18 protein-coding genes are annotated in these 23,231 nt (G+C 70.7%); 11 read left to right on the top strand and 7 right to left on the bottom strand.

Annotated elements, in window-relative coordinates:
• The first annotated feature begins 7 nt into the window (after nucleotides 1–7).
• The 8 genes from RBR11_RS05935 to RBR11_RS05900 all read left to right on the top strand — a co-directional run bounded on the left by RBR11_RS05935 (nucleotide 8) and on the right by RBR11_RS05900 (nucleotide 11,574).
• Nucleotides 8–619, top strand: a complete 612-nt coding sequence (locus RBR11_RS05935) for a hypothetical protein (RefSeq protein ID WP_308488397.1) — start codon at nucleotides 8–10, stop codon at nucleotides 617–619.
• Nucleotides 616–1,818, top strand: a complete 1,203-nt coding sequence (locus tag RBR11_RS05930) for a DUF805 domain-containing protein (protein WP_308488396.1) — start codon at nucleotides 616–618, stop codon at nucleotides 1,816–1,818. The genes RBR11_RS05935 and RBR11_RS05930 overlap by 4 nt, the downstream gene beginning before the upstream one ends.
• Nucleotides 1,818–3,524, top strand: coding sequence for an FHA domain-containing protein (locus tag RBR11_RS05925; protein WP_308488395.1), 1,707 nt, complete (start codon nucleotides 1,818–1,820; stop codon nucleotides 3,522–3,524). Before RBR11_RS05930 ends, RBR11_RS05925 begins: the two co-directional genes overlap by 1 nt.
• Before the next feature lie 14 nt (nucleotides 3,525–3,538).
• Nucleotides 3,539–3,937 carry a DUF4190 domain-containing protein gene (locus tag RBR11_RS05920; protein WP_308488394.1) on the top strand — a complete coding sequence of 133 codons (399 nt, stop codon included), beginning with the start codon at nucleotides 3,539–3,541 and terminating at the stop codon, nucleotides 3,935–3,937.
• 150 nt (nucleotides 3,938–4,087) lie between these two features.
• Nucleotides 4,088–5,554 (top strand): variant leucine-rich repeat-containing protein, encoded by a 1,467-nt coding sequence (locus RBR11_RS05915; protein ID WP_308488393.1) that lies wholly within the window; start codon nucleotides 4,088–4,090, stop codon nucleotides 5,552–5,554.
• A gap of 532 nt (nucleotides 5,555–6,086) precedes the next feature.
• Nucleotides 6,087–8,318 carry an ATP-dependent Clp protease ATP-binding subunit gene (locus RBR11_RS05910; RefSeq protein WP_308488392.1) on the top strand — a complete coding sequence of 744 codons (2,232 nt, stop codon included), beginning with the start codon at nucleotides 6,087–6,089 and terminating at the stop codon, nucleotides 8,316–8,318.
• A gap of 374 nt (nucleotides 8,319–8,692) precedes the next feature.
• Nucleotides 8,693–10,060 carry an 8-oxoguanine deaminase gene (locus RBR11_RS05905; RefSeq protein ID WP_308488391.1) on the top strand — a complete coding sequence of 456 codons (1,368 nt, stop codon included), beginning with the start codon at nucleotides 8,693–8,695 and terminating at the stop codon, nucleotides 10,058–10,060.
• Between the two features lie 50 nt (nucleotides 10,061–10,110).
• Nucleotides 10,111–11,574, top strand: a complete 1,464-nt coding sequence (locus tag RBR11_RS05900) for a nucleobase:cation symporter-2 family protein (RefSeq protein WP_308488390.1) — start codon at nucleotides 10,111–10,113, stop codon at nucleotides 11,572–11,574.
• A 219-nt stretch (nucleotides 11,575–11,793) separates the two neighbouring features.
• On the opposite strand, the gene RBR11_RS05895 is transcribed toward RBR11_RS05900, so the two are convergent.
• Nucleotides 11,794–13,164 (bottom strand): glucose-6-phosphate dehydrogenase, encoded by a 1,371-nt coding sequence (locus tag RBR11_RS05895; RefSeq protein ID WP_308488389.1) that lies wholly within the window; start codon nucleotides 13,162–13,164, stop codon nucleotides 11,794–11,796.
• A gap of 66 nt (nucleotides 13,165–13,230) precedes the next feature.
• On the opposite strand from RBR11_RS05895, the gene RBR11_RS05890 reads away from it, so the two are divergent.
• Entirely contained in the window at nucleotides 13,231–15,123 is a 1,893-nt protein-coding gene (locus RBR11_RS05890; protein WP_308488388.1) for a glycoside hydrolase family 15 protein, read from the top strand.
• Nucleotides 15,124–15,204: 81 nt separating this feature from the next.
• Here RBR11_RS05890 and RBR11_RS05885 read toward each other — a convergent pair whose 3' ends face one another.
• The 3 genes from RBR11_RS05885 to RBR11_RS05875 form a co-directional block, all read right to left on the bottom strand.
• Nucleotides 15,205–15,792 carry a nitroreductase family protein gene (locus RBR11_RS05885; RefSeq protein ID WP_308488387.1) on the bottom strand — a complete coding sequence of 196 codons (588 nt, stop codon included), beginning with the start codon at nucleotides 15,790–15,792 and terminating at the stop codon, nucleotides 15,205–15,207.
• Between the two features lie 120 nt (nucleotides 15,793–15,912).
• Nucleotides 15,913–17,013 (bottom strand): ABC transporter permease, encoded by a 1,101-nt coding sequence (locus tag RBR11_RS05880; RefSeq protein ID WP_308488386.1) that lies wholly within the window; start codon nucleotides 17,011–17,013, stop codon nucleotides 15,913–15,915.
• Nucleotides 17,010–17,906 carry an ABC transporter ATP-binding protein gene (locus RBR11_RS05875; protein WP_308488385.1) on the bottom strand — a complete coding sequence of 299 codons (897 nt, stop codon included), beginning with the start codon at nucleotides 17,904–17,906 and terminating at the stop codon, nucleotides 17,010–17,012. Before RBR11_RS05875 ends, RBR11_RS05880 begins: the two co-directional genes overlap by 4 nt.
• Before the next feature lie 127 nt (nucleotides 17,907–18,033).
• On the opposite strand from RBR11_RS05875, the gene pnuC reads away from it, so the two are divergent.
• A complete protein-coding gene (pnuC, locus tag RBR11_RS05870) occupies nucleotides 18,034–18,747 on the top strand; it encodes a nicotinamide riboside transporter PnuC (protein ID WP_308488384.1) in 714 nt (237 codons plus the stop codon).
• Nucleotides 18,748–18,882: 135 nt separating this feature from the next.
• Nucleotides 18,883–19,455 (top strand): NADPH-dependent FMN reductase, encoded by a 573-nt coding sequence (locus RBR11_RS05865; RefSeq protein WP_308488383.1) that lies wholly within the window; start codon nucleotides 18,883–18,885, stop codon nucleotides 19,453–19,455.
• 224 nt (nucleotides 19,456–19,679) lie between these two features.
• Here RBR11_RS05865 and RBR11_RS05860 read toward each other — a convergent pair whose 3' ends face one another.
• Genes RBR11_RS05860 through RBR11_RS05850 form a run of 3 tightly spaced genes read right to left on the bottom strand, consistent with a single transcriptional unit; the run spans nucleotide 19,680 to nucleotide 22,955 of the window.
• Entirely contained in the window at nucleotides 19,680–20,876 is a 1,197-nt protein-coding gene (locus RBR11_RS05860) for a benzoate/H(+) symporter BenE family transporter (protein ID WP_308488382.1), read from the bottom strand.
• Nucleotides 20,877–20,925: 49 nt separating this feature from the next.
• Nucleotides 20,926–21,648 (bottom strand): response regulator, encoded by a 723-nt coding sequence (locus RBR11_RS05855; protein ID WP_308488381.1) that lies wholly within the window; start codon nucleotides 21,646–21,648, stop codon nucleotides 20,926–20,928.
• Nucleotides 21,645–22,955 carry a sensor histidine kinase gene (locus RBR11_RS05850; RefSeq protein WP_308488380.1) on the bottom strand — a complete coding sequence of 437 codons (1,311 nt, stop codon included), beginning with the start codon at nucleotides 22,953–22,955 and terminating at the stop codon, nucleotides 21,645–21,647. The genes RBR11_RS05855 and RBR11_RS05850 overlap by 4 nt, the downstream gene beginning before the upstream one ends.
• Nucleotides 22,956–23,231: the final 276 nt, after the last annotated feature.

Here is a 23,231-nt window from a genome sequence, read left to right as displayed (position 1 = left end):
GACGACCATGACAGATTCTCGGGAACCGGCGGGCAGCGGCCTGCTCCTGCCGTTCGAATCGCTCGCGCTACTCGGTGCGGGGCCGCAGGGGGCAGCGGCGATTTGCAACTACGGGGTCGGGTCCGACGGATTCGAGGGCGGGTTCATGCAGCTCATCGGCAGGCTCGACGCCGCTGATGACGCCGAGAGCACGGCCGAGCGCGAAGTGTCCCTCCTTGTCGCTGCCGCTGCGAGGCGGGCACACGGCTGGATCAGCATCCGCTCCGATGGCTCGCTGGTGCCTCCGGCGATTGTGATCCTGAGCGAAGGAGCGACCTTGGTCGCGGTTCTGCATGGTCCGGTCGTCGAGTACGCACTCGGCGACGATGATCTCGTTTCGCGGGTGATCCGTGGCGCGCTGGAGTCTGATCCGACAGCGCGCCTTCGCGTCACGCTGTGCGACCGGGACGAGGTGATCGTCGATGCGTACTTTGCGCAGGGGGACGTTCGGCTGGCGGCAAAGGATGCCGATCGGTTCGAACGATGCGTCCAGGCGGCGGGAGAGGGGTTCGACCGGCTCGCCCAGGCTTTGGTCTCGGAATCCGCCGGCCGGCAACCGCCGGTCCCCGTGAATGCGTGACGCCCGACGTCGCCGCCTCGTCGATCGGCGATGATCCGCACCCGCGACCCCCTTGGAGCAAAACGATGACCATCCAACCTGTGGCTGAACCGCCGCTCGACCAGCCGTACTACGGGGCACCGTTCGACGCGGTGGCCCGGCGCTTCGTGAAGAAGGCCTTCGTCTACACGGGACGCGCGAGTCGCTCGGAGTACTGGAAGACGGCGCTCCTTGTGGACGGCGGCTATTTGGCGGTCGAGATCCTGCTGACGATCGCCGGGGTGGTGACCGTGAGCATGTACGACAGCGGAATCGTCGCGTTCCTGAGCGTCGTCGGGCTGCTCGTCTGGATCGCGTTCCTCGCGGGATCGGTCATGATGATCTCCGTCGGTGTACGCCGTCTGCACGATGCGGGCCGCTCGGGGTTAACGCTTCTGTTCGCGCTGATCCCTTTCGCTGGGCCGATCATCACGCTCGTGTTCCTGCTGCAACCGTCGGACCCGCGGGGCGCGCGATTCGACGGCCCTCCGGGTGGCCGGGCATCCTTCGGGGCGGTCGTGCCCGGGATGGCGTACGAGTGGCCGGTTTCGCAGCCCTACGCTGCGCCGGCCGTTCCCTCGGTGCCGCCCGTGCCCGCTGTCCCGGCCGCCGAGTTTGCCACGTCGTCCGGGGGGTTCGCTGCGCCGACCGTGCCGTCGCTGCCCCCGGCTCCAGCGATCCCAACGATGGCCGTTCCACCTGTGCCAGCGGCACCGATCCAGGCAGTCCCGGGAATCGTGCCGCCCGCTCCCCCGGTACCCGTTGCTCCGCCGATGCCCGAAATCGTCGCTCCCGCCGCCGATGACGGCCTTGACGCGACCCGGATCACGGTGCAGCCGACCGGATCCTGGCGGATCGTGCTCACCGACGGGCGGCAGATCGCACTCGGATGTTCTGCACGACTGGGACGGGATCCGGGAGCTGATCCGTCGGATCCGTCCGCTCTTCTCATCCCGCTAGACGATGCGGCGAAGTCGATCTCGAAGACGCATGCGGCACTCTCGGTCACGGAGGACGGGGTCCTCGTCACCGACCTGCACTCGACCAACGGCACGGTCGTTCGTTTCGCCGACGGCACGCCGACCGTGCTCGCGCCGGGCGCGCCCTTTCTCGTTCGTGCCGATGCCGAGCTGCGGATCGGCGAGTACACGATCCGACTGGGTAAGGAAGCAGGTCTCTGATGGGGAAGCCGCACAAGCTGGCCAAGGCACGGATCGAGATCGACTCCGACTTGTCGATCGACCGCACGATCGAGATCGCACGCCACGCCGTGGGCACGCAGAGAAGCCTGCGGATCATCGGGGAAGGAGCGAGCGGGATCCGGGTCGCCCTGACCGGTCTGCTCGGCGGGGCGCTCATGCATTTCGTGGTCTCCGCCGAGGATGCGGACGGCCGCACCAGGGTCGTCAGCGCGATCGAGCAGTACCGCACTTCGCAGACCACCGTGTATTTCATCCCGGTGGGTCCGAAGTCGATGGAAGGCATCGGGATCTACCGCAGGTTCATGACGACCTTCGGGCAGGCCATGCAGGCGGCTGATCCCTCGGCGCGGATCCGGATGGTCGAACGCGAAGACCGGGAGCCGGTCGTATCGACGCCCTCGGCCGTCCCGACATCCTCCGCGCCAGAAGAGATCCACCCTCCAGAGGTCTCTGCGGCGGTACCGGCGCCGGACCCGGTCCTTCCTGCCTTCGCACCGTCCACGGGGGCGGTCTCCGCGGTGTCTCTCCCCGCGGAGACCGTCGCGTCCGACAGGCCTGTGCCGGCCGCCGTCGCGCCCCCGGTGCCCGTGCCTCCCACGCCCCAGGCTCCCGGGCCTGTCACGCCTGCGCCCCTGGGGCAGGAAGGCGGCGGTGTCAGCACGGCCTCGGGGATCAGCGAGTCGACCGCCCGGACGGTGCAGATCGTCGGTGGTGCGATCGCGGTCGGTGGGCTCATCTTCTGGTACGCGACGCCCAGCAACGTCACGGTGGGACCGATCCTGGTCTTGGTGTTCGGCGGGGTCATCGCCGGTATCGGCTTCCTGCTCGGCCGCAGGGCGAACTCCGCCGCCGCCGACGAGCTTGCCGCCAAGCTGCGCCAGGAACGCGCGCGGAACAGTGCCGAGGCGATGAAAGCAGATACGGACGCGCCCGTTCCGCCGGCTTCGTCGAACCCGCCCGGGGCGCTGGTTCCGGTGCCGCCGATTCCGCTGACGACGACCGGGGTGTCGGCGCCTGCACCGCTTCCGCCGATGCCGGAACCGCTCACGCAGCTTCCAATCATTCCCCCGGTACCTGCCCCGGTCGCTGCTACACCGGTCGTGGTCCCGTCGGACGAGCGGGTTCCGCCCGTGGTTCCGGGGTGGGTCCCGCCGCCCGCGGAGCGCGCTGGCGAGGTGATCGCCTCCATCCCGGGCCTCGCGCCGACGGATCCCGCCTCCGCGGCGAGCGATTCCGCGCTGGGCGCAACCGCGCCGTCAGGTCCGGCGGTCGCTGTCGACCAGGAGGACGACCTCGATGTGACTCGCGTAGTTTCGCCTGCCGCGGCCTGGCAGGTCGTCCTCCCCGACGGGCGGACGCTCCCGATCGGTTCGGCGATGCGCTTCGGGCGCGACCCGATCGCGGATCCGACCGAGCCGGGAACCGTGCTGGTGCCGCTGCGGGATCCGGCGAAGTCGATCTCCAAGACCCATGCGCAGCTTCAGCTCCGCGACGGGGAGCTGTTCGTCACCGACCTGCACTCGACGAACGGCACGGCGATCGTCATCGACGGCTCGGCGACCAGGGTCCTCGTCGAGCAGCCGCACGCCGTCCGGCGCGACGCAGACCTGCGCCTCGGCGAGTTCGTCATCCAGATCCGGCATGCCGGGCAAGCCGGCGCGGATAGCCAAGCCGGCCTCGGATAGCAAGGAGAAGTCACATGTTCGGTGGACTCAGCGGGTGGCACCTGATCATCTTGTTCGTGGTCGTCGTTGTGGTGGTTGTCGTAGTGATCGTCGTGACCGCAAGCGCATCGAACCGTCGCCGGACGGCTCAACCGCAGGGAGGAGTCGGCCCGGACGGCTACCCGTTGTCGACGCGCACGAACACGATGGCGATCTTGTCTCTGATCTTCGCGTTCTTCATTTCGCTGCTCGCTGTCGTCTTCGGGCATGTCGCTCTCGCGCAGATCCGGCGAACGGGCGAGCAGGGGCGCGGGCTGGCCGTTGCCGGGCTCGTGCTCGGGTATCTCAGCATCGCGGCGGCGGTCATCGGGGTGATCATCTGGATCGTGATGTTCACGCAGCTGGCGCATTACGGCTCCGCATACGGCGGTTGAGGAGATCGCAGATGTCCTGACCTGAGACGCCGCCCGATCACGAAGGGCGCCCGGTGGGACATATTGCCCATCGCGGGTCACGCGCGGGTGCGGTGAGATCGGGACACAGTGATCCCGGCAGAGGATCTCGAGGGATGAGAGAGAGTTCGCATGGACAGGTTGGGCGCATGGACAGCACTTCACGATCCTGCGACGGCTGCGGCGGACCTCGCGGCGATCGCCGCCCAGTACCCTGAGTTCGCGAGCGCTGTCGAGGTGCATCCGAACGCCTACCCCGAGCTCGTCGGGTGGGCGCGGCACACGGTCGCAGCCCTTGCCGCCGGGGGTGCGCGGACGACTCCGGCAGCGCCGCTCCTCGAGGTCGGGGAAACCGAGCGGTCAGCCGGGGACGACGTGCCGTCAGTGCGCCCGGCCGCTTCCGAAGTGCTCGCGCCCGACCCGGCATTGTTCGCACCGAGCTTCCAGGCGGTCACGCCCGATGCGTCGGCCGGCGAGGCCATGAGTGTTGCCGGCGAGCCAGTCGCCGAACCCGGGGCGGGAATCACACCTGCGCGGAAGTGGCGCCTCAGCGACCGCCGAGTGCTGTGGACGGTCGGCGGCGTGCTGGCGGTTCTTGTGCTCATCGGCGGTGGCGCCGCGATCTGGAACGCGGCTCTCGTGCCGCAGAGGGAGAAGGACGCCGCGGTGGCCGCGTTCCACGACGACGCAGCACAGCTTGACACTGCAGCGTTTACCCTCGCGTCGTCGGCGAAGAACGCTCACGACCTACTGGCCGCGATCGGCGACGACTCCGTCGCCGATCCGAGCGCGCGCGCCTCGCTGCAGAAGCTCGTCGACGAGGCCGCCAAGGTTGACGTGACCAAGCCGGGCATCGCCGGTGACACGGCGGCGATCAAGGGCCAGACGGCAGATCTGCAGAAGCGAGTCGAGACGATCCAGAAGCTGTCCTCCGGTCTCGACGACGGCGTCAGCGCGGTCAAGGCCAGCGCGCAGGCTCTCGTCGATCGCAAGATCGCTCCCAGCTCGACGTACACGATCGAGGCGACGGACGGCAACGGGAACAAGGAGAGGATCACGATCAAGATCGGATCCTGGGTGAAGGGATCCGATGCCGCCACTCTCGACAAAGCGTGGAACCTGGTCGGCGGTAAGGACAAGATGCCGCTGTCCGTCGGGTCGGACGGCTTCACGCCGGCCGACGGCGCCTTCGTGTTCGGTACGGTGCAGATCGAGAACCTCACGACCGCGTTCCCGGCCGCGAACTTCAGCGGAGGCAGTGCGTGGGTCTACCTGACGCCGCTGATCAAATTCGACGGAATGTTCACGAACTGGCACGACCCCAGCTTCGAGGGGATGGGGGCCACGATGCAGGCCAGGCAGTACTCGTCCGGGTCCGCGTCCGATGCGGTCGGCGGGGCGCATCCCCTCATCAAAGCTGACATGTCGAAGGGGAACACCTGGGGGCCGGTCCCGTTCGTGATCGGGCTCGACACGGTCTTCACGCCGAACAACCCGAATGGCAACCCGAAGCTCGACGACATCCAGTTCTCGCTGGGGTCGACCATCGTCGCGAAGGTGACCGGTGACACCACGTTCCGGATCGGGAAATCCTGGTGAACGGATGAAGAGTGATCACCCGATCCGCCCGAATGCCGGTCCCCGCCCTGGGGGCCGGCATTCGGCGTCTCAGGGATTCACCGCGCCGGACTCGGCGCCGTCGCCGTGGATCGGACCTATGACGGGGTTCAGCTCGGAGAAGTCGCACACCTCGGTGGCCTCTGCGAGGGCGAGGTCACCGGCTCCCTGAAGCAGTCCTCGGTGCTGAGCCCGACGACATCGCCGAGGCGGATCGTCAGCTGCGGCTCGCGGTCCCCGAACACGGAGCTGTACTGATCCGCCGTCGGACGCAGGGCGCACGGTCTTCGTCCGACAGCATCCCGGGTCGCCGGCGGGAGGATCCGTGTTCGAAGTGCGCAAATCGCCGGATCCGTGGTCGGAATGGCGCCATTTGCGCGCTTCGAACGAAAGAGGCACGCCGTGTCTTGTCGGCGTCGGATCTATCCGATAAACTTGAGTCCAATCAACTCAACTTTGGGATCCGCATCCTTCCGCGGTCCCGCGCACATGCAAGGAGACTCCAGGAGGACGAATGGCCACCCCGCAGACGGCACCGCAGGAAGAACAGAAGTCGGCTCTCGAGCAGTTCGGGATCAACCTCACCGATCGCGCACGGCACGGCAAGCTCGACCCGGTGATCGGCCGTGATGCCGAGATCCGCCGGGTGAGCCAGGTGCTCACCCGGCGCACGAAGAACAACCCGGTGCTGATCGGCGAGCCCGGTGTGGGCAAGACCGCCGTCGTCGAGGGTCTCGCGCAGCGCATCGTCGCCGGCGACGTGGCCTCCTCGCTGCAGGACAAGGAGCTGGTCACCCTGGACATCTCGGCGCTCGTCGCCGGAGCGATGTACCGCGGCCAGTTCGAGGAGCGCCTGAAGAGCGTCCTCAAGGAGATCACCGAGTCCGACGGCCGGATCATCACGTTCATCGACGAGCTGCACGTGCTCATGGGCGCCGGCGGGGGAGAGGGATCCGTCGCCGCCTCCAACATGCTCAAGCCCATGCTCGCGCGCGGGGAGCTGCGCCTCATCGGCGCGACCACGCTCAACGAGTACCGCGAATTCATCGAGAAGGACGCCGCCCTCGAGCGGCGCTTCCAGCAGGTGTACGTGGGCGAGCCGAGCGTCGAGGACACGATCGCGATCCTGCGCGGCCTGAAGGAGCGCTACGAGGCGCACCACAAGGTCGCCATCGCCGACGGCGCGCTCGTGGCCGCCGCGTCGCTCTCGCACCGCTACATCCCGAGCCGGCAGCTGCCGGACAAGGCCATCGACCTCATCGACGAGGCCGCGTCGCGTCTGCGCATGGAGATCGACTCGGCACCCGTGGAGATCGACGAGCTGCGACGGCACGTGGACCGCCTGAAGCTCGAGGAGCTCGCACTGAAGAAGGAGAAGGACGAGGCGTCCAAGACGCGCCTGGCGACCCTGCGCGCCGATCTGGCGGCCGAGCAGGAGAAGCTGCACGGCCTGCAGGAGCGCTGGGAGCGCGAGCGCGCCTCGCTGAACCGCGTCGGCGACCTGAAGACCCGCCTCGACGCCGCCCGCGTGGAGGCCGAACGCGCCCAGCGCGAGGGCAACCTGGAGAAGGCGTCCCGGCTGCTGTACGGCGAGATCCCGGGCCTGGAGCGCGAGCTCGTCGAAGCCGAGCGGACCGAAGCCGCCGACGAGCAGGCCGGCGGCCGCATGGTCAACGACCAGGTCACCGACGAGGACATCGCGGCCGTGATCGCGGCCTGGACCGGGATCCCGGTGGGCCGGCTGATGCAGGGCGAGACCGAGAAGCTGCTGCACCTCGAGCGCGAGCTCGGCAAGCGCCTGATCGGGCAGAAGGACGCCGTCGCGGCGGTCTCCGACGCGGTGCGCCGGTCGCGGGCGGGGATCAGCGACCCCGGCCGCCCGACCGGTTCCTTCCTGTTCCTCGGACCCACCGGCGTCGGCAAGACCGAGCTCGCCAAGGCGCTCGCCGAGTTCCTCTTCGACGACGAGCACGCCATGGTGCGCATCGACATGTCGGAGTACGGCGAGAAGCACTCCGTGTCGCGGCTCGTCGGCGCCCCTCCGGGCTACGTCGGCTACGAGCAGGGCGGCCAGCTCACCGAGGCCGTGCGCCGGCGCCCGTACAGCGTCGTGCTGCTCGACGAGGTCGAGAAGGCGCACCCGGAGGTGTTCGACGTGCTGCTGCAGGTCATGGACGACGGCCGGCTCACCGACGGCCAGGGGCGCACGGTCGACTTCTCGAACGTGATCCTGATCCTGACCAGCAACATCGGATCCCCGATCCTCATCGATCCGACGCTCTCGCCGGACGACAAGCGCGACGCCGTCATGGCGCTCGTGCGGCAGGCGTTCAAGCCCGAGTTCGTGAACCGCCTCGACGACATCGTGATGTTCTCCGCCCTCACCGAGGACGACCTCGCGCAGATCGTCGAGCTCACGATCGACCAGCTGCAGCGCCGGCTCGCCGAGCGCCGGCTGACCCTCGCGGTCACCCCGGACGCGCGGTCGTGGCTCGCCCAGCGCGGGTACGACCCGGTGTTCGGCGCCCGTCCGCTGCGCCGCCTCATCCAGACCGAGGTGCAGAACAGGCTCGCGACCGCGCTGCTCTCGGGCCACGTGCGCGACGGCGACGTCGTGCGCGTGGCCATGTCGGCGGACGGATCCGGTCTCGTGCTCACGAGCGCCGGTCCGGTGCCGGCGGAGGAGCGGCGTGCCGACGGCGGCCCCGACGACGACGTGATCGAGGCCGAGCTGCTCGACGACTGAGTCGGGTCGCCCCTCCGACCGCTGCTCGCGAATCGTCGCCATTCCTTCGGAATGAGGGCGTGTCGCGACCAGCGAGCAGGGTGGTGGCGGGGGTCCCAGCGGGGGTGGCGGGGTCTCCAGCGGGGGTGACGGGGTCTTGAGCGGTGGTGTGCGGGCGTTGCTGTGGTCGCCCTGCAAATCCACAGTTTTCCGTCACACGGAACAAATCGTCCGCATTTCGAAAGAAATGCTTGACTCCCTGTGAGTCGGCTGGTAGAAACGACGGTATGCCTCCGCGCCCGGAGGCCACCTGGATCAGCAGACAGGTCAAAACTGAGCTGGCCCCCCGTGGGGCCTGCGTTCGGCTCCACGAGTCGAACAAGGGAGTCACCTCGATGTCCGCAACGAAGCACAGCGTCTGGCTGAAGAACCCGCTCGGGATCTACACCGGAGCCGACGCGGATGCGTCCGGAGGGCTGGTCGTCGAAGACGGCCGCATCGCCGAAGCCGTGCCCGCAGGGGCGGAGCCGACCCGACGCGTGGACGAGATCGTCGACGCGTCGCGGCACGTCATCATCCCCGGCCTGATCAACACGCACCACCACTTCTACCAGACCCTCACCCGCGCCTGGACCCCCGTCGTCAACGCCGAGCTGTTCCCGTGGCTGAAGGGCCTGTACGGGGTCTGGGCGGGCCTCACCCCGCGCGATCTCGAGCTCGCCACGACCGCCGCGCTCGCCGAGCTGCTGCTGAGCGGCTGCACGACCGCCGCCGATCATCACTACCTGTTCCCGAACGGGCTGGAGGAGGGGATCGACGTCCAGGTCGACGTCGTCAAGCGGCTCGGCATGCGCGCGACGCTGACCCGCGGATCCATGTCCCTCGGCGAGAAGGACGGCGGCCTGCCCCCGCAGAGCACCGTGCAGGACCCCGACGTGATCCTCGCCGACAGCGAGCGGCTCGTCGGGGCCCACCACGAGCGCGGCGACGGCGCGTTCGTGCAGATCGGCCTCGCGCCGTGCTCGCCGTTCTCCGTCACCACCGGCGTCATGCGCGACACCGCGGCCCTCGCCGAGCGCCTCGACGTGCGCCTGCACACCCACCTCGCCGAGACGATCGACGAGGAGGACTTCTGCCGCGAGACCTTCGGCCTGCGCACGGTCGACTACCTGGAGAGCGTCGGCTGGCTGGGCGAGCGCACCTGGCTAGCGCACGGCATCCACTTCGACGACGCCGAGATCGCCCGGCTGGGCGCGGCCGGCACCGCCGTCTCGCACTGCGCCACCTCGAACATGCGGCTCGCCTCCGGCATCGCCCGTGCCGTCGAGCTGCAGGAGGCCGGCGTGCCGGTCGGCCTCGGCGTCGACGGATCCGCCTCCAACGACGGATCCAACATGATGATGGAGGTGCGCCAGGCCCTGTACCTGCAGCGCCTGCGCTACGGCGCCGCCGCGGTCACCCCTGAGCGCGCGCTCGGCTGGGCGACCGCCGGATCCGCCCGCGCCCTCGGCCGCAGCGACATCGGCGTGCTCGCCCCCGGCAAGCAGGCGGATCTGGCGATGTTCACGCTCGACGAGCTGCGCTTCTCCGGCAGCCACGACCCCCTGGCCGCGCTGCTCCTGTGCGGCGCCGAACGCGCCGACCGGGTCATGGTCGGCGGCACCTGGCGCGTCCTCGACGGCCGGATCGTCGGTCTCGACGTGCCCGAACTCATCGCCCACCACAGCGAAGCCGCCCGGCGCCTGCTCGCACGGCACGGCTGAGCTCCCCGATTTCCCCCAAAGAAACCCATTCACCCGACGAAGAGGTCGAAATGACTACCAAACAGAAGAAGGCCGCGCGCCGGCCGGAGGACGAGCGCCTCCCGATCGGCGCCACCATCGGCTACGGCATCCAGCACGTGCTCACGATGTACGGCGGCATCATCGCGCCGCCGCTCATCATCGGGCAGATCGCCGGCCTGAAGGCCGACCAGATCGGCGTGCTGATCGCCGCGTGCCTGTTCATGGGCGGTCTCGCCACGATCCTGCAGACCGTCGGCGTCCCGTTCTTCGGATCCCAGCTGCCCCTCGTGCAGGGCGTCTCGTTCGCGGGCGTCGCCACCATGGCCGCGATCGTCACGAGCGGGGGCGGGCTGCCCGCGGTCTTCGGATCCGTCATCGCGGCATCCGTGATCGGTCTGCTCATCGCCCCGGTGTTCGCGACGGTCATCCGGTTCTTCCCGCCGGTCGTGACCGGAACCGTGATCACCACGATCGGTCTCAGCCTCCTCCCGGTCGCCGCCGGCTGGATCGTCGGCACCGGGGAGGGCGGGGCGGCGAAGGGTGCTCCGGCGAGCAACCTGCTGCTCGCCGGCATCACCCTCGTGATCGTGCTGATCCTCAGCAAGATCCCGGTCGGCGCGATCTCGCGCCTCGCGATCCTGCTCTCGATCGTGCTCGGCACGATCGTCGCGGTCTTCCTCGGTCAGGCCGACTTCAGCAAGGTGCTCAACGGCGACATCTTCGCCTTCCCGCAGCTCTTCGGCTTCGGCCTGCCGACGTTCCCGATCGCGGGCATCATCTCGATGTTCATCGTGATCCTGGTCACCCTGACCGAGACCACCGCCGACATCCTCGCGGTGAGCGAGATCGTGGGCACCAAGGTCGACTCCAAGCGCATCGCCGCGGGCCTGCGCGCCGACATGCTCTCCAGCGCCGTCTCGCCGATCTTCGGCAGCTTCACCCAGTCCGCGTTCGCGCAGAACGTCGGCCTGGTCGCGATCACCGGCGTGAAGAGCCGCTTCGTGGTCACCGCCGGCGGTGGCGTGCTCGTCGTCCTCGGTCTGCTGCCCGTGCTCGGCCGTGTCGTCGGCGCGATCCCGTCGCCGGTCCTCGGCGGCGCCGGCCTCGTGCTGTTCGGCTCGGTCGCGGCGTCCGGTATCCGCACGCTCGCGAAGGTCGAGTACCGCGACAACATGAACCTCGTGATCGTGGCCTCGTCGCTCGCGATCGGCATGCTCCCGATCGCCGTCCCGACGATCTACTCGCAGATGCCGGCCTGGTTCGTGACGATCTTCCACTCGGGCATCAGCTCGGCCGCGGTCACCGCGATCCTGCTGAACCTGCTGTTCAACCACCTCGGCGGCAGCGCACGCAAGAACGCGTTCGCCGCGGCACCGACCCGCAGCATCCCGGTCGCCTACCTGGACGCGTTCGAGGAGGGCGACTCGATCGTCGACGGCAAGATCCTCGACAAGGACGGCAACGAGGTCGCGGTGCACCACCCGGAGCACTGACCCGGATCCGATCCGCACGACGGACGCCGTCTCCTCCGGGAGGCGGCGTCTCGTCGTTCGCCCCTTCTTCCCGGCCGAACGCCGCTGCTCGCTGGTCGCGACACGCCCTCATTCCGCCGGTTCAGCGACGATTCGCGACCAGCGAGCAGAGGTAGGCGGGTCCAGTGCGGGGACCGGGGAGGGAGCGACGGGAGGAAGGGGGAAGAGGGCGGCCGGATCTCAGTGCGAGGTCGTCCAGTCCTCCGGCCCGAGGGATCCGGCGGGGTACTCCTGCAGCGGGACCGCGCCGCTGCGCCAGGCGTCGCGGACCGGCTGGATGATCCGCCAGCACTGCTCGGCGGCGTCCGCGCGGACGGACAGGGCGACGTCGCCGTCCAGGATCTCGCTGAGCACCTCGGTGTACGCCAGCAGGGTGCCCTCGCCGAGGGGCGTCGACAGCACGTCGCGGCGGAGGGCGAACGGATCGTCGCCGCCGTTCACGTTGAGCTCGAGGTCGATCCGGTCAGGTCCCAGCGTGAACCGCAGCACCCCGCCGTCGGTCGGCGTCCCGGTCAGGCCCTCGGGGAGGTGCCGCACGGGACGGAACGTGACGACGATCTCCGCGCGGCGTTCGGCGAGCGCCTTGCCGCTGCGCAGGGTGAACGGCACGCCCGCCCAGCGGGCCGTGTTCACCTCGCAGGTGATCTCGGCGAGGGTCTCGGTCTCCCGGGACGGATCCACCCCCTCCTCGTCCGTGTACGCGGGCACCGGCCGGTCGCCGCTCCTGCCCGCGGTGTACCGGGCGCGCCGGGTGGACGCGATCGGGTCGTCGCCCTGGATCCGGGTGGCGCGCAGCGCGGCGGCCATCGCGTCGCGCAGGTCCACCTCGTCCAGATCCGCCGGCTGCTCCATCGCGAGGATCGCGAGCACCTGCAGCAGGTGGCTCTGGATCATGTCGATCATCGCCCCGGCCTTGTCGTAGTACCGGGCGCGGTTCTCCAGGGCGAGCGATTCGTCGTACCGCACGAGCACCGACTGCACCTGGTCGGCCGACCACACCGGCTCGACGAGACGGTTCGCGAACCGGACCCCCATGATGTTCAGGATCGTGGACCGGCCGAGGAAGTGGTCGACGCGGAAGATCCGGTTCTCCGGGACGATCCGCAGCAGCAGCCGGTTCAGCTCGGCGGCGCTCTGCTCGTCGCCGCCGAACGGCTTCTCCAGGGCGAGCACCGTGTGCTCCGGGAGCGGGATGTCGACGAGCTTCTCGCACGCCGCGAGCGCGATCGCCGGCGGCAGGGCGAAGTAGATCACGAGCGCACCCTCGATGCCCTCCACGAGCGCGGCGATCGCATCCGGATCGGTGACGTCGGCCTGCACGTAGGTCGTGCCCGCGATCCGCTCCTGCTGATCCCCGGCGTCCTCCGCGGCGAAGGCGGTGCGGACCGCCTCCTGCCAGCGCTCGTCGGACCAGTCGTCGGATCCGGCCCCGCGGAGCACGAGTTCGCGATCCGGCTGCCGCTGCAGCAGCTGGGCGATCGCGGGCAGGAGCAGGCGGGAGGTGAGGTCGCCGGAAGCGCCGAGGATGAGCAGCGTCGTCGGGGTCGTCATGCCCCCACGATAGGCCGGGCCCTTTGGCGCGAGAAACCACTTCCCGCATGAGACAGCATCGCAGACGTGGTGCCTCATGCTGGATCTGGTTTCTCGCGGAAGAGGACCGCGCGTGGCCGAGACCGCCGCGCCCGGTGGCAGACTGCGCTCATGAGCACACCCATCGAGGACTACGCCCTGCTCAGCGACGCGAGGACGGCGGCGCTCGTGTCCCGCGCCGGCGGCATCGACTGGCTCTGCGCGCCCCGCCTGGACGCGGCGTCGCTGTTCGGGGCCCTGCTCGGCGGCAAGGAGCAGGGGCATTGGGATCTGCGGCCGGCGGATCCCTCCGCCACCCTCACCCGCCGCTACGACGGCGACACCTTCACGCTGGTCAGCCGGTGGCAGACGGCGGACGGGACCGCCGACGTGCGCGAGTGGATGCCGATCGGAGCCGACGGCGCGGATGCCGCGTCCGCCGGCGAGAACCGGACGGACGTGATCCGGCGGATCATCGGAATCGAGGGCACGGTCGCCTTCGTGCAGGAGCTGCGGCTGCGCTTCGACTACGCCCGGGCGGTGCCCTGGGTGCGCCAGACCGGCACCGCGGAGGAGCCGGCGCTCACCGCGACCGCCGGGCCGGATGCGGTCGTGATCCGCGGCGCCGCCCTGCACCCGGACGGGCGCAGTCACGCCGGCACGGTCACGGTGTCCGCGGGGGAGCGCGTCGACCTCACCCTGACCTGGCATCCGTCGTACCGGCCGGAGCCGGCGCGGCTCGACGTCGACGCCGCCGAGCGCGAGACCCGGGACTGGTGGCAGCGCTGGTCGGCGCGGATCCGGGATCGCGGACCGGACGCCGACGCGGTGCGCCGCTCGCGGCTCATCCTGCGCGCCCTGACCAACCGCGACACGGGCGGGATCGCCGCCGCGGCGACCACGTCGCTGCCGGAGGACTTCGGCGGGGAGCGCAACTGGGACTACCGCTACGTGTGGCTGCGCGACGCCGCCCTGGCGCTCGAGGCGCTCATCGACCACGGCCTCGTCGACGAGGCCGTCGCCTGGCGGGACTGGCTGCTGCGCGCCGTCGCGGGGGATCCGGCCGATCTGCAGATCATGTACGGGATGGCGGGAGAGCGCGATCTCCGGGAGCGGGAGATGCCGTCGCTGCCCGGCTATGCGGGATCCGCCCCGGTGCGGGTCGGGAACGGCGCGGAGGGGCAGTACCAGGCCGACGTGGTCGGCGAGGTCATGGTCACGCTCGCCGCCGCACGACGGGCGGGCCTTGCCGAGTCGACCCGATCCTGGTCCGTGCAGCGCGTGCTGCTGCGCCACGCCGAGTCGCAGTTGGACCGTCCGGACAACGGCATGTGGGAGATCCGCGGGGATCCGCGGTTCTTCACGCACTCCCGGGTGATGCTGTGGGCCGCGTTCGACCGCGGGATCACGGGCGTCGAGCGGGACGGCCGGCCGGGACCGGCGAAGCAGTGGCGCACGGTGCGGGACGGGCTGCGCGCCGAGATCGACGCGCGCGGCGTGCGCGACGGCGGGTTCGTCCAGCACGACGACACGGACGAGGTGGACGCGGCGCTGCTGCTCATCCCGCGGACCGGGTTCTGCGCGCCGGACGATGAGCGCATGCTCGTGACCGTCGAGCGGATCGAGCAGACGCTGATGCGCGACGGGCTCGTCCTGCGCTACCGCACCTCGAGCGGGGTGGACGGGCTCTCCGGGGCGGAGCATCCGTTCCTCGCCTGCTCGTTCTGGCTCGTGGAGCAGTACGCCGCGACCGGCCGCACGGACGACGCGCGCCGGCTCATGACGCGGCTGTGCGCGTACCGCAACGATGTCGGGCTGTTGAGCGAGGAGTACGACCCGGTCGGTCGCCGCCAGGTCGGCAACACCCCGCAGGCGTTCTCGCACCTGGCGCTGATCCGCGCTGCCGACGCGCTCGCCGCGGCCCGCCACCGGATGCGCTGAACCCGAGGCGGTGAACGCGGAACGCCCTCCCCGCAGGCGGGGGAGGGCGTTCCGATCGGGTTGCTGCTTCGCGTCGGCCGATCAGGCGGCCGCGACCACGCTCTCGACGAGCGGGCGGCGGGTGCGGGGAGCGGTCTCGCGCTCCTGCAGGGCCTCAGGCAGGGCGGCGAGGTCGCCGAGCTCGCCGAGCGCGACGACCGTCAGCGGCACGAAGCGCTCATCGAGCCCGCTCAGGGCGCGGACGGCCTCGCGGTCGAAGCCGCCCATCTGGTGCACGACGAGACCGTCGTGGTGGGCCTGCACGCTGAGGTGCGCCACGGCCTGGCCGAGGTCGTAGGCGGCGAACGGAACGGGCTGGCCGTCCTCGGTCTCGGTCTCGGCGATCGCCACGATGAGCGCGGCGGCGTGCGGGGCCCAGGTCTGGTTGAAGCCCATCAGCGCGGCCTGGATGCCGTTGTGCAGGGCGGTGCCGCGGCGCGCGACGAGGAAGCGCCACGGCTGCGAGTTGTTCGCGGACGGCGCCCAGCGGGCGGCCTCGAGGGCCGAGGCGAGCTTCTGCTCGTCGATCGGCAGCTCGGTGTCGAAGGCGCGGGGGCTCCACCGGTCGGCGAGCACCTCCATGACGGGGTGGTCGGTGTCGGCGGTACGGTCCAGGATTGCGGTGCTCATGGCGAGGCCTTTCGGTTCAGATGGTTCCGGACCTCGTCGTCCGCACAGGACGATTCAACACTTCATGCGTATGAATATTCCCGGAGCCGGCGATCCCGGATCCCGGACCCGGTCGGAGCCTCAGCCGCGCAGCGCCTCGCGCAGCGTCACACGCGCGCCCATCCGCAGCAGCGAGCGCTCGTAGATCTTCGCCGCGACGAGGATCGCCGCGACGCACGTGGCGAGCAGGACGATGAGCGAGAGCAGCGGCTCCCACCACTGCGCATCGCCGACGAACAGCCGCACGGGCATCGCCACCGGCGCCGAGAACGGCACGTACGACAGGATGGTCATCGCGACCGGGTTGCCGTTGAGCAGGATCACCAGGAAGTACGGCGCGATCACCAGCATCGTGATCGGCATGGTCGTGGATCCGATGTCCTCCTGCCGCGACACCAGCGACGCGGCCGCGGCGAACAGCGATGCCAGCAGCACGAAGCCGAACAGGAAGAACACCGCGAACCAGATCAGCGGGGAGCCGAGCCCCTCCAGCACCGCGTTCTGCCCGGTCACGATCAGCCCGACCACCGCGATCGCCCCGAGCAGCAGGATCTGCGCCATCGCCAGCACGGTGTTGCCGATGACCTTGCCCGCCAGGAGCACGCGCGCGGGGATCGCCGCCAGCAGCAGCTCGACCACCCGGGTGGACTTCTCCTCGACGACGCTCTGCGCCATCGTCGCACCGAACGTCGACGCGGCCATCAGGAAGACGACGCCGAACCCGAGCGCGACGAAGTAGCGCAGCAGCCCGTTCGTCGCCTCCGGCTCGAGGATCGTCACCTTCGGCGTCTTCGCGAACAGCATCTGGAGGCTGCTCGGGGCGCTGGTCAGGGCCACGATCGTGTAGCCGAACGCGGGATCCGCCGACGGGATCAGCGCAGCGTCGACCTTCCCGTCGCGCACGAGCTTCTCGGCCGCGGTCGGGTCTGCGGCCTCGGTGACGGCCAGCCCCGGCAGCCCGTGCACGGCCTGGGCGGTCTCGCTGGTCACGGCGACCTTCGTCTCGGACACGTTCTTGCTCATGAATCCGCCGATGAGCACGCCGGCGAGGGCGATCAGCAGCAGGATCCCGGTGGAGATGAGGAACGCCTTGCTTCGCAGCTTGGATCCGATCTCGCGTTCGGCGACGAGCCAGATGCCGCCGCTGGCGGAGAGCGAGCCGACGGGGGTCGTGGTGCTCACAGGATGACCTCCTTGAAGATCTGGGCGAGAGAGGGGCGCTGCGGGGCGAACGAGTGGACCTCGCCGTGCCCGATCGCGGTGCGCAGGACCCGCTGCGCGTCCTCCGGGGAGGGCGCGTCGAAGACGGCGGTGCCGCCCTCGAAATCGACGACCGCGATGCCGGGCTCGGAGCGGATCCAGCCCGCATCCCCGTCGGAGACCAGCTCGTAGCGCGGCGAGGAGTGCCTCGCGCGCAGCTCCTCGCGGGATCCCGCCGCCCGGATCGTGCCGGCCGCGATGATGACGAGGTCGTCGCAGAGGCGCTCCACGACGTCGAGCTGGTGCGAGGAGAACAGGATCGAGCAGCCCTGCGCGGCGCGCGACTGCAGCACCCCGGCGACGACGTCGACCGCGAGCGGATCGAGGCCGGAGAACGGCTCGTCGAGGATCAGCACCTCCGGGTCGTGCACGAGGGCGGCGGCGATCTGCGCGCGCTGCTGGTTGCCGAGCGACAGCGACTGGATCGTGTCGTGCAGGCGCTCGCCGAGGCCCAGTTCGACGAGCAGCTCCTCACCGCGGGCGGTCGCGTCGGCCTTGGCGAAGCCGTGCAGCCGGGCGAGGTAGGTCACCTGCTCGAGGACCTTCATCTTCGGGTACAGCCCGCGCTCCTCCGGCATGTAGCCGAAGTGCCGGCGGTCGGCGTCGGTGACCTCGCGGCCGTCCAGCCGGACGGATCCGCCGTCGGAGGCGAGCACGCCCAGCACGATCCGCATGGTCGTGGTCTTGCCGGCGCCGTTGCCGCCGACGAAGCCGGTGAGCCGGCCGGGCGCGACCTGGAAGGAGATGTCGTCGAGCACGCGCCGCGAGCCGTAGCTCTTGGTGACGCCGGAGAGGTCGAGATGCCCTGTGGTCATGACCCCACGCTATTGACGGCCGCGCGGGCGGGCATCCCCCGCGCGGCGGATCCGTCACCGGGGTCGGGTACGTCGTCGGGCGCAATAGCATGATCTGCATCGCCGCCGGGGGGCCGAGAGGAGAACCATGGATGTCCTGCGGTGGCTCATCGACGCCTTCGGCGCGACCATCGTGCTGCCGGGCGGGCAGACGCTGCTGGTCCGCGAGGTCGTCGGCAACGTCTTCGGGCTGGCCAGCGCGCTCGGCGGCCTGCGTCGGCGCGTGTGGGCATGGCCGGCCGGGATCATCGGCAACCTGCTGCTGCTGACCGTGTTCCTCGCGAGCATCGTGAATCCGCACAGCTCGGCACCGGAGCTGCTCGGCCAGGCCGGGCGTCAGGTCATGTTCATCACCGTGTCGGTCTACGGCTGGGCGCGGTGGAGCCGCGACAGGGACGCCGCCGGCATCGCCGTCACCCCGCGGTGGGCGACCTGGCCGACCCGGTTCGTGCTGATCGGCGTGCTCCTGGGCGGCACGGCGGCGCTGACGCCGCTGTTCACGGTGCTCGGCTCCTACGCCCCGGTGTGGGCGGATGCGTGGACCTTCGTCGGTTCCCTCCTCGCGACGTACGGCATGGCGAAGGGCTGGACCGAGTTCTGGCTGATCTGGGTCGCCGTCGACACGGTCGGGGTGCCGCTGCTGTTCAGCGCGGGCTACTACGCCACCGGCACCATGTACCTGTTCTACGGCGGCTTCACGATCGCGGGCTTCATCGTCTGGGCGCGGGCGGATCGGCGGACGGCGCCGGCGGTGGACGCGCCGCACCCGGACGCGACGCAGCCGGACGCGACGCGGCGGTGACCCGCGCGGATCCCGATCCTGCCGTAACAAATCTTCATTCAACGGAATAGATCGCGGAAGGCCCCCGTTGGCCCTCTCCAGCGGCACGACGTCGCACCGGCGCGGCCGGATGAGCAACAGCAGAAGGAATTCCCCGTGACTCACAAGATCGGCTACATCGTCGGCAGCCTCTCGAGCACCTCGATCAACCGTCGCCTCGCCTCGGCCCTCACCAAGCTCGCCCCGGAGGGCGTTGAGCTCGTCGAGATCTCCATCGCCGACCTGCCGTTCTACTCGCCCGACCACGACGCCGCCTACCCGGCCTCGGCGCTCGCGTTCAAGCAGGCCCTCGCCGACGTCGACGGCGTGCTCATCATCACCCCCGAGTACAGCCGCTCGATCCCGGGCGTCCTGAAGAACGCCCTCGACTGGTCGGCCCGCCCGTGGGGCCAGAACTCCTTCGACGGCAAGCCCACCGCCGTCATCGGCGCCTCGGTCGGCGCGATCGGCACCGCCGCCGCGCAGCAGCACCTGCGTGCGATCCTCGGCCACTTCAACGCCGTGACCATGGGCCAGCCGGAGGGCTTCCTGCAGGTCACCCCCGAGCTCATCGCCGAGGACGGCACCGTGACGGTCGAGGGCACCGCGGATTTCCTCGCCGGCTTCCTCGCCGCGTTCGACACGATGGTCACCCGCGTCGAGGCCGCTCGCGCGCACGTCCTGGTGTGATCAGCCGTCTCCCGCGCTGACGCGCTTCCCCGATGCCCCTGGATCCTCGGATCCGGGGGCATCGTCGTGCTCCGGGACGCTCATCGTTCCTTCCCGTCGCGAACTCTGTCGCTTTCCGGACGGAATGGCGACAGATTTCGCGACGGGAGCGAGATAGGGCAGCGACGGGAGCGGGATAGGGCAGGGACGGGAGCGGGATAGGGCAGGGGGCGGGAGTGGGGCCGTCAGCGGCGGCCGGCGTGCAGCACGGCACGCACGAGCAGGCCGGCCAGCAGCGCCCAGAACGCGGCGCTCACACCCCAGAACGCGACGCCGGATCCGGCGACGAGGAACGTCACGACGGCGGGCGTGCGCTCGCCGGGGTCGTCGATCGCCTGCTGCACCGCCGATCCGAACGCGCCGAACAGCGCGAGGCCCGCGACCGCCGGGATCACCGCGGCCGGGGCGAGCACGACGAGCGCGGCGAAGACCGCCGAGAAGACGCCCAGGACGACGTACGACACCCCCGTCGAGACGCCCGCGATCCAGCGGCGTGCGGGATCCGGTTCCGCGTCGGGAGAGGCGGCGAGGGCGGCGCTGATCGCGGCGAGGTTGATCGCATGGCCGCCCGCGGGGGCGCCGAGCGCGGTGCCGAGGCCGGTCACGAGCATGGCCGGCCGCCACGGCACGGCGTAGCCGAAGCTGCGCATGACCGCGACGCCGGGCACGTTCTGCGACGCCATCGTCACGATGAACAGCGGTAGCGCGATCCCGACGAGCGCGCCGACCGTGAACGTCGGCAGCGTGAATCCGAGGTGCGGCAGCAGTGCGGCAGGATCCAGCCTCGAGCCCGTCGACGGGCCGCCCGTCGCGATGCCGACGACAATGACGACCGTGGCCGTGACGAACGCGAGCGGCACCGCCCAGCGCGGGGCGATCCGCGCGCACACGAGCCAGGTCAGCACGACCGGGATCACGCCCCACGGGTTCTTCAGGATCCCGGTCACCGGGGCGAGGCAGAGCGGCAGCAGCACGCCGGCGAGCATCGCCTGCGCGATCGACGGCGGGATCGCGGCGATCAGGGATCCGATCCGCGGCACGAGCGCGGTGAGCAGGATGAGTGCGGCGACGACGAGGAACGCGCCCACGGCCGCGGGCCAGCCGCCTTCCACGGCGCCGGACGCCGCGAGCAGGGCGGCGCCGGGTGTGGACCACGCCGACGTGATCGGCATCCGGTACCGCCAGGCCAGCACGATGCACGCGACGCCCATCGTGAGGCTCAGCGCGAGCAGACCGCTCGCGGCCTGGGCGTGCGAGGCGCCGACCGCGCCGAGCCCGGTGAGCACGACCGCGAACGAGCTCGTGAAGCCGACGAGCGCGGTGACCAGCCCGGCCAGGATCGGGCGGGACAGGCGGGCGGTCCCTCGCGCGGTTTCGGCCATGGACAGAGGCTAGCGGGGCGTCGGGGGCGGACGTGTTCGCCGCCGCGGCTCAGTGCAGGCCGAGCCGGTGCGCGAGCACGACGGCCTGCACGCGGTCGCGGGCGCCGAGCTTCTGCAGGATCCGCGACACGTGCGTCTTCACGGTCGCCTCGCCGATGTACAGCTCGGCCGCGATCTCGGCGTTGCTCCAGGCCTCGGCGACGAGCCGCAGCACCTCGGACTCGCGTTCGGTGAGCGGCTCGGACGGGCCCGCGGTCGGCAGGGCGGTCGCAGGAGCTCGGCCCGGATCGGCCCCTGAGCCCGTCGAAGGGCCCGACACCGTCGACGGGGCCGATCCCGCCGGATCCGCGAACCGCCGCAGCACCCGCCGGGTCACCTCGGGTGCCAGCATGCCGTCGCCCGCGGCGAGGGCGCGCACGGCCGCGACGAGCTCCTCCGGCCCGGCGTTCTTCAGCAGGAAGCCGCTCGCCCCGGCGTCCAGGGCGGCGAAGAGGTAGTCGTCCCTGTCGAAGGTCGTGACGATCGCGACCGAGGCCGTGATCCGCGGGTCCGCGCCGATCCGCCGCGTCGCCTCGAGGCCGTCCATGTCCGGCATCTGCACGTCCATGGTGATGACGTCGGGCTGCAGCGTCGCGGCGAGCTCGACCGCCTCGGATCCGGTCCCGGCCTCGCCGATCACCGTGATGTCCGGCTGCAGGTCGAGGATCGTGCGGAACCCGGCGCGCAGCATGGCGTGGTCGTCGACGAGCAGCACGCGGATCGGATCGGTCATGCGGGGGCTCCGGCGGTCGGGGCGGGCGCTGCCGCGGCGTGGTCGGGGCCGGCGAGGGCAGGACCCGCGGCGTCGAGCGGCACCGTCGCGCGCACCCGGAAGCCTCCGGTCGGCCGCGGCACGAGCTCGATCGTGCCGCCCGACGCTGCCGCGCGCTCGCGCATGCCGAGCTGGCCGAGCCCGGGCCGCAGCGTCGGCACGACCCGGCCCGTGTTCACGACCTCGAGCTCGACGACCGTGCCCTGAGCGCTCCGCTCGTAGCGGATCCGCACGTCCGCCTCGGCGTCCGGCCCGGCGTGCCGGCGGGCGTTGGTGAGCGCCTCCTGCGCGATCCGGTACAGGTTCACCGCGGTCACCCGGGGCACCGGGATCGGATCGCCGAAGACCTGCAGTCGCGCGGGCAGGCCCGCGGCCGTGGAGGCCTCGACGAGCGCGGGGATGTCGTCCATCCCGACCGTGGACGCGCCGTCTTCGGCGTCGCCGGGTGCCCGCAGCGTGTCCAGCAGCTGGCGGAAGTCGCGGATCGCGTCGCGCGCGGCCGTCTCGATCCCGCCGACGAGATCCGCCGCCGCCTGCGGATCCTCCGGGATCATCATCCGCGCGGCCCCGGCCTGCACGCCCATGACCGACACGTGGTGCGCGACGACGTCGTGCAGCTCGCGGGCGATCCTGACCCGGTCGAGGGCGACCGCCTGCGCGGCGCTGAGCGCGCGTTCGCGCTCGAGCTCGGCGGTGCGCTGCTCGAGGGCGGCGCGCTGCGCGGCCGCGCTCCAGCTGCGCTCGCCGAAGTAGTAGGCGCCGCCGAAGTACAGCACGTTCAGCATGACCTGCAGCATCATGAACGCGACGAGCGGCGAGAAGAAGCCCGCGGCGACGTCGGCCTTCGCGGCCTGCTCGATCGCCTGCCGGTACATCTCGACGACGAGCCACACCGCCATCACGACGATGATGCCCGCGCGCACGAGGAAGGCGCCGCGGCGCGAGTTCATCCACGCACCGACCGTGTACAGCGCGATGAACATCGCGATGTTGCCGACGTAGATCTCCGGGACGCGCACGGCCGTGGCGACCACGAACGCGAGCGAGACCACCACGGCGACCGCGGCCGGCCGGCGCCGGCGCAGCGAGAGCGCCGCGGTGATGACCAGCACGTAGGGGATCGCCGTCCACAGCGCCGCCTGCTGCGAGCCGTAGACCTTCGCGATCGACGACAGCCCCGCGCTGAGCACCCCGCCCACGAGCAGGACGGCGGCGAGGATCAGGTCCTGGCGCAGGTCGCGCGGAGTCGGCGTGCGGGTGAACGGCATTCCTCCACCGTAGGACGGGCGGATCCGGGGCGGCATCCCCCGCAGGGCGGATCCGGACCGGTGGCCGGTCCCCGCGCAGCGGATCCGGCCCGGTGCGCTTCCTCGCGACGGCCAGTCGCGGGAGTTGGAAACCGTCGCTCCGACGACTCGCGGATGGATTCCGCCGCTCCGGGCGCGGCGGGAGCGACGTTTTCCATCCCCAGCGCGGGCTCCGGATCCTCAGAGGTGGATTCCGCCGCTCCCAGCCGATCCCGCGCAGCGATTTCCATCTCCCCA

Origin of the sequence: Microbacterium capsulatum (assembly GCF_030865425.1) — a bacterium.
GTDB lineage: Bacteria > Actinomycetota > Actinomycetes > Actinomycetales > Microbacteriaceae > Microbacterium > Microbacterium capsulatum.
The sequence above is the reverse complement of the archived record's forward strand: the minus strand, read 5'-3'. Positions and strand labels throughout refer to the sequence as shown.

Bases quoted from the DNA above. Each gene is read 5' to 3' on its own strand.
- RBR11_RS05935 (WP_308488397.1), top strand. From the start codon at position 8: ATGACAGATTCTCGGGAACCGGCGGGCAGCGGCCTGCTCCTGCCGTTC.
- RBR11_RS05925 (WP_308488395.1), top strand. From the start codon at position 1,818: ATGGGGAAGCCGCACAAGCTGGCCAAGGCACGGATCGAGATCGACTCC.
- RBR11_RS05920 (WP_308488394.1), top strand. From the start codon at position 3,539: ATGTTCGGTGGACTCAGCGGGTGGCACCTGATCATCTTGTTCGTGGTC.
- RBR11_RS05915 (WP_308488393.1), top strand. From the start codon at position 4,088: ATGGACAGGTTGGGCGCATGGACAGCACTTCACGATCCTGCGACGGCT.
- RBR11_RS05910 (WP_308488392.1), top strand. From the start codon at position 6,087: ATGGCCACCCCGCAGACGGCACCGCAGGAAGAACAGAAGTCGGCTCTC.
- RBR11_RS05905 (WP_308488391.1), top strand. From the start codon at position 8,693: ATGTCCGCAACGAAGCACAGCGTCTGGCTGAAGAACCCGCTCGGGATC.
- RBR11_RS05900 (WP_308488390.1), top strand. From the start codon at position 10,111: ATGACTACCAAACAGAAGAAGGCCGCGCGCCGGCCGGAGGACGAGCGC.
- RBR11_RS05895 (WP_308488389.1), bottom strand. From the start codon at position 13,164: ATGACGACCCCGACGACGCTGCTCATCCTCGGCGCTTCCGGCGACCTC.
- RBR11_RS05885 (WP_308488387.1), bottom strand. From the start codon at position 15,792: ATGAGCACCGCAATCCTGGACCGTACCGCCGACACCGACCACCCCGTC.
- RBR11_RS05875 (WP_308488385.1), bottom strand. From the start codon at position 17,906: ATGACCACAGGGCATCTCGACCTCTCCGGCGTCACCAAGAGCTACGGC.
- pnuC (WP_308488384.1), top strand. From the start codon at position 18,034: ATGGATGTCCTGCGGTGGCTCATCGACGCCTTCGGCGCGACCATCGTG.
- RBR11_RS05860 (WP_308488382.1), bottom strand. From the start codon at position 20,876: ATGGCCGAAACCGCGCGAGGGACCGCCCGCCTGTCCCGCCCGATCCTG.
- RBR11_RS05855 (WP_308488381.1), bottom strand. From the start codon at position 21,648: ATGACCGATCCGATCCGCGTGCTGCTCGTCGACGACCACGCCATGCTG.
- RBR11_RS05850 (WP_308488380.1), bottom strand. From the start codon at position 22,955: ATGCCGTTCACCCGCACGCCGACTCCGCGCGACCTGCGCCAGGACCTG.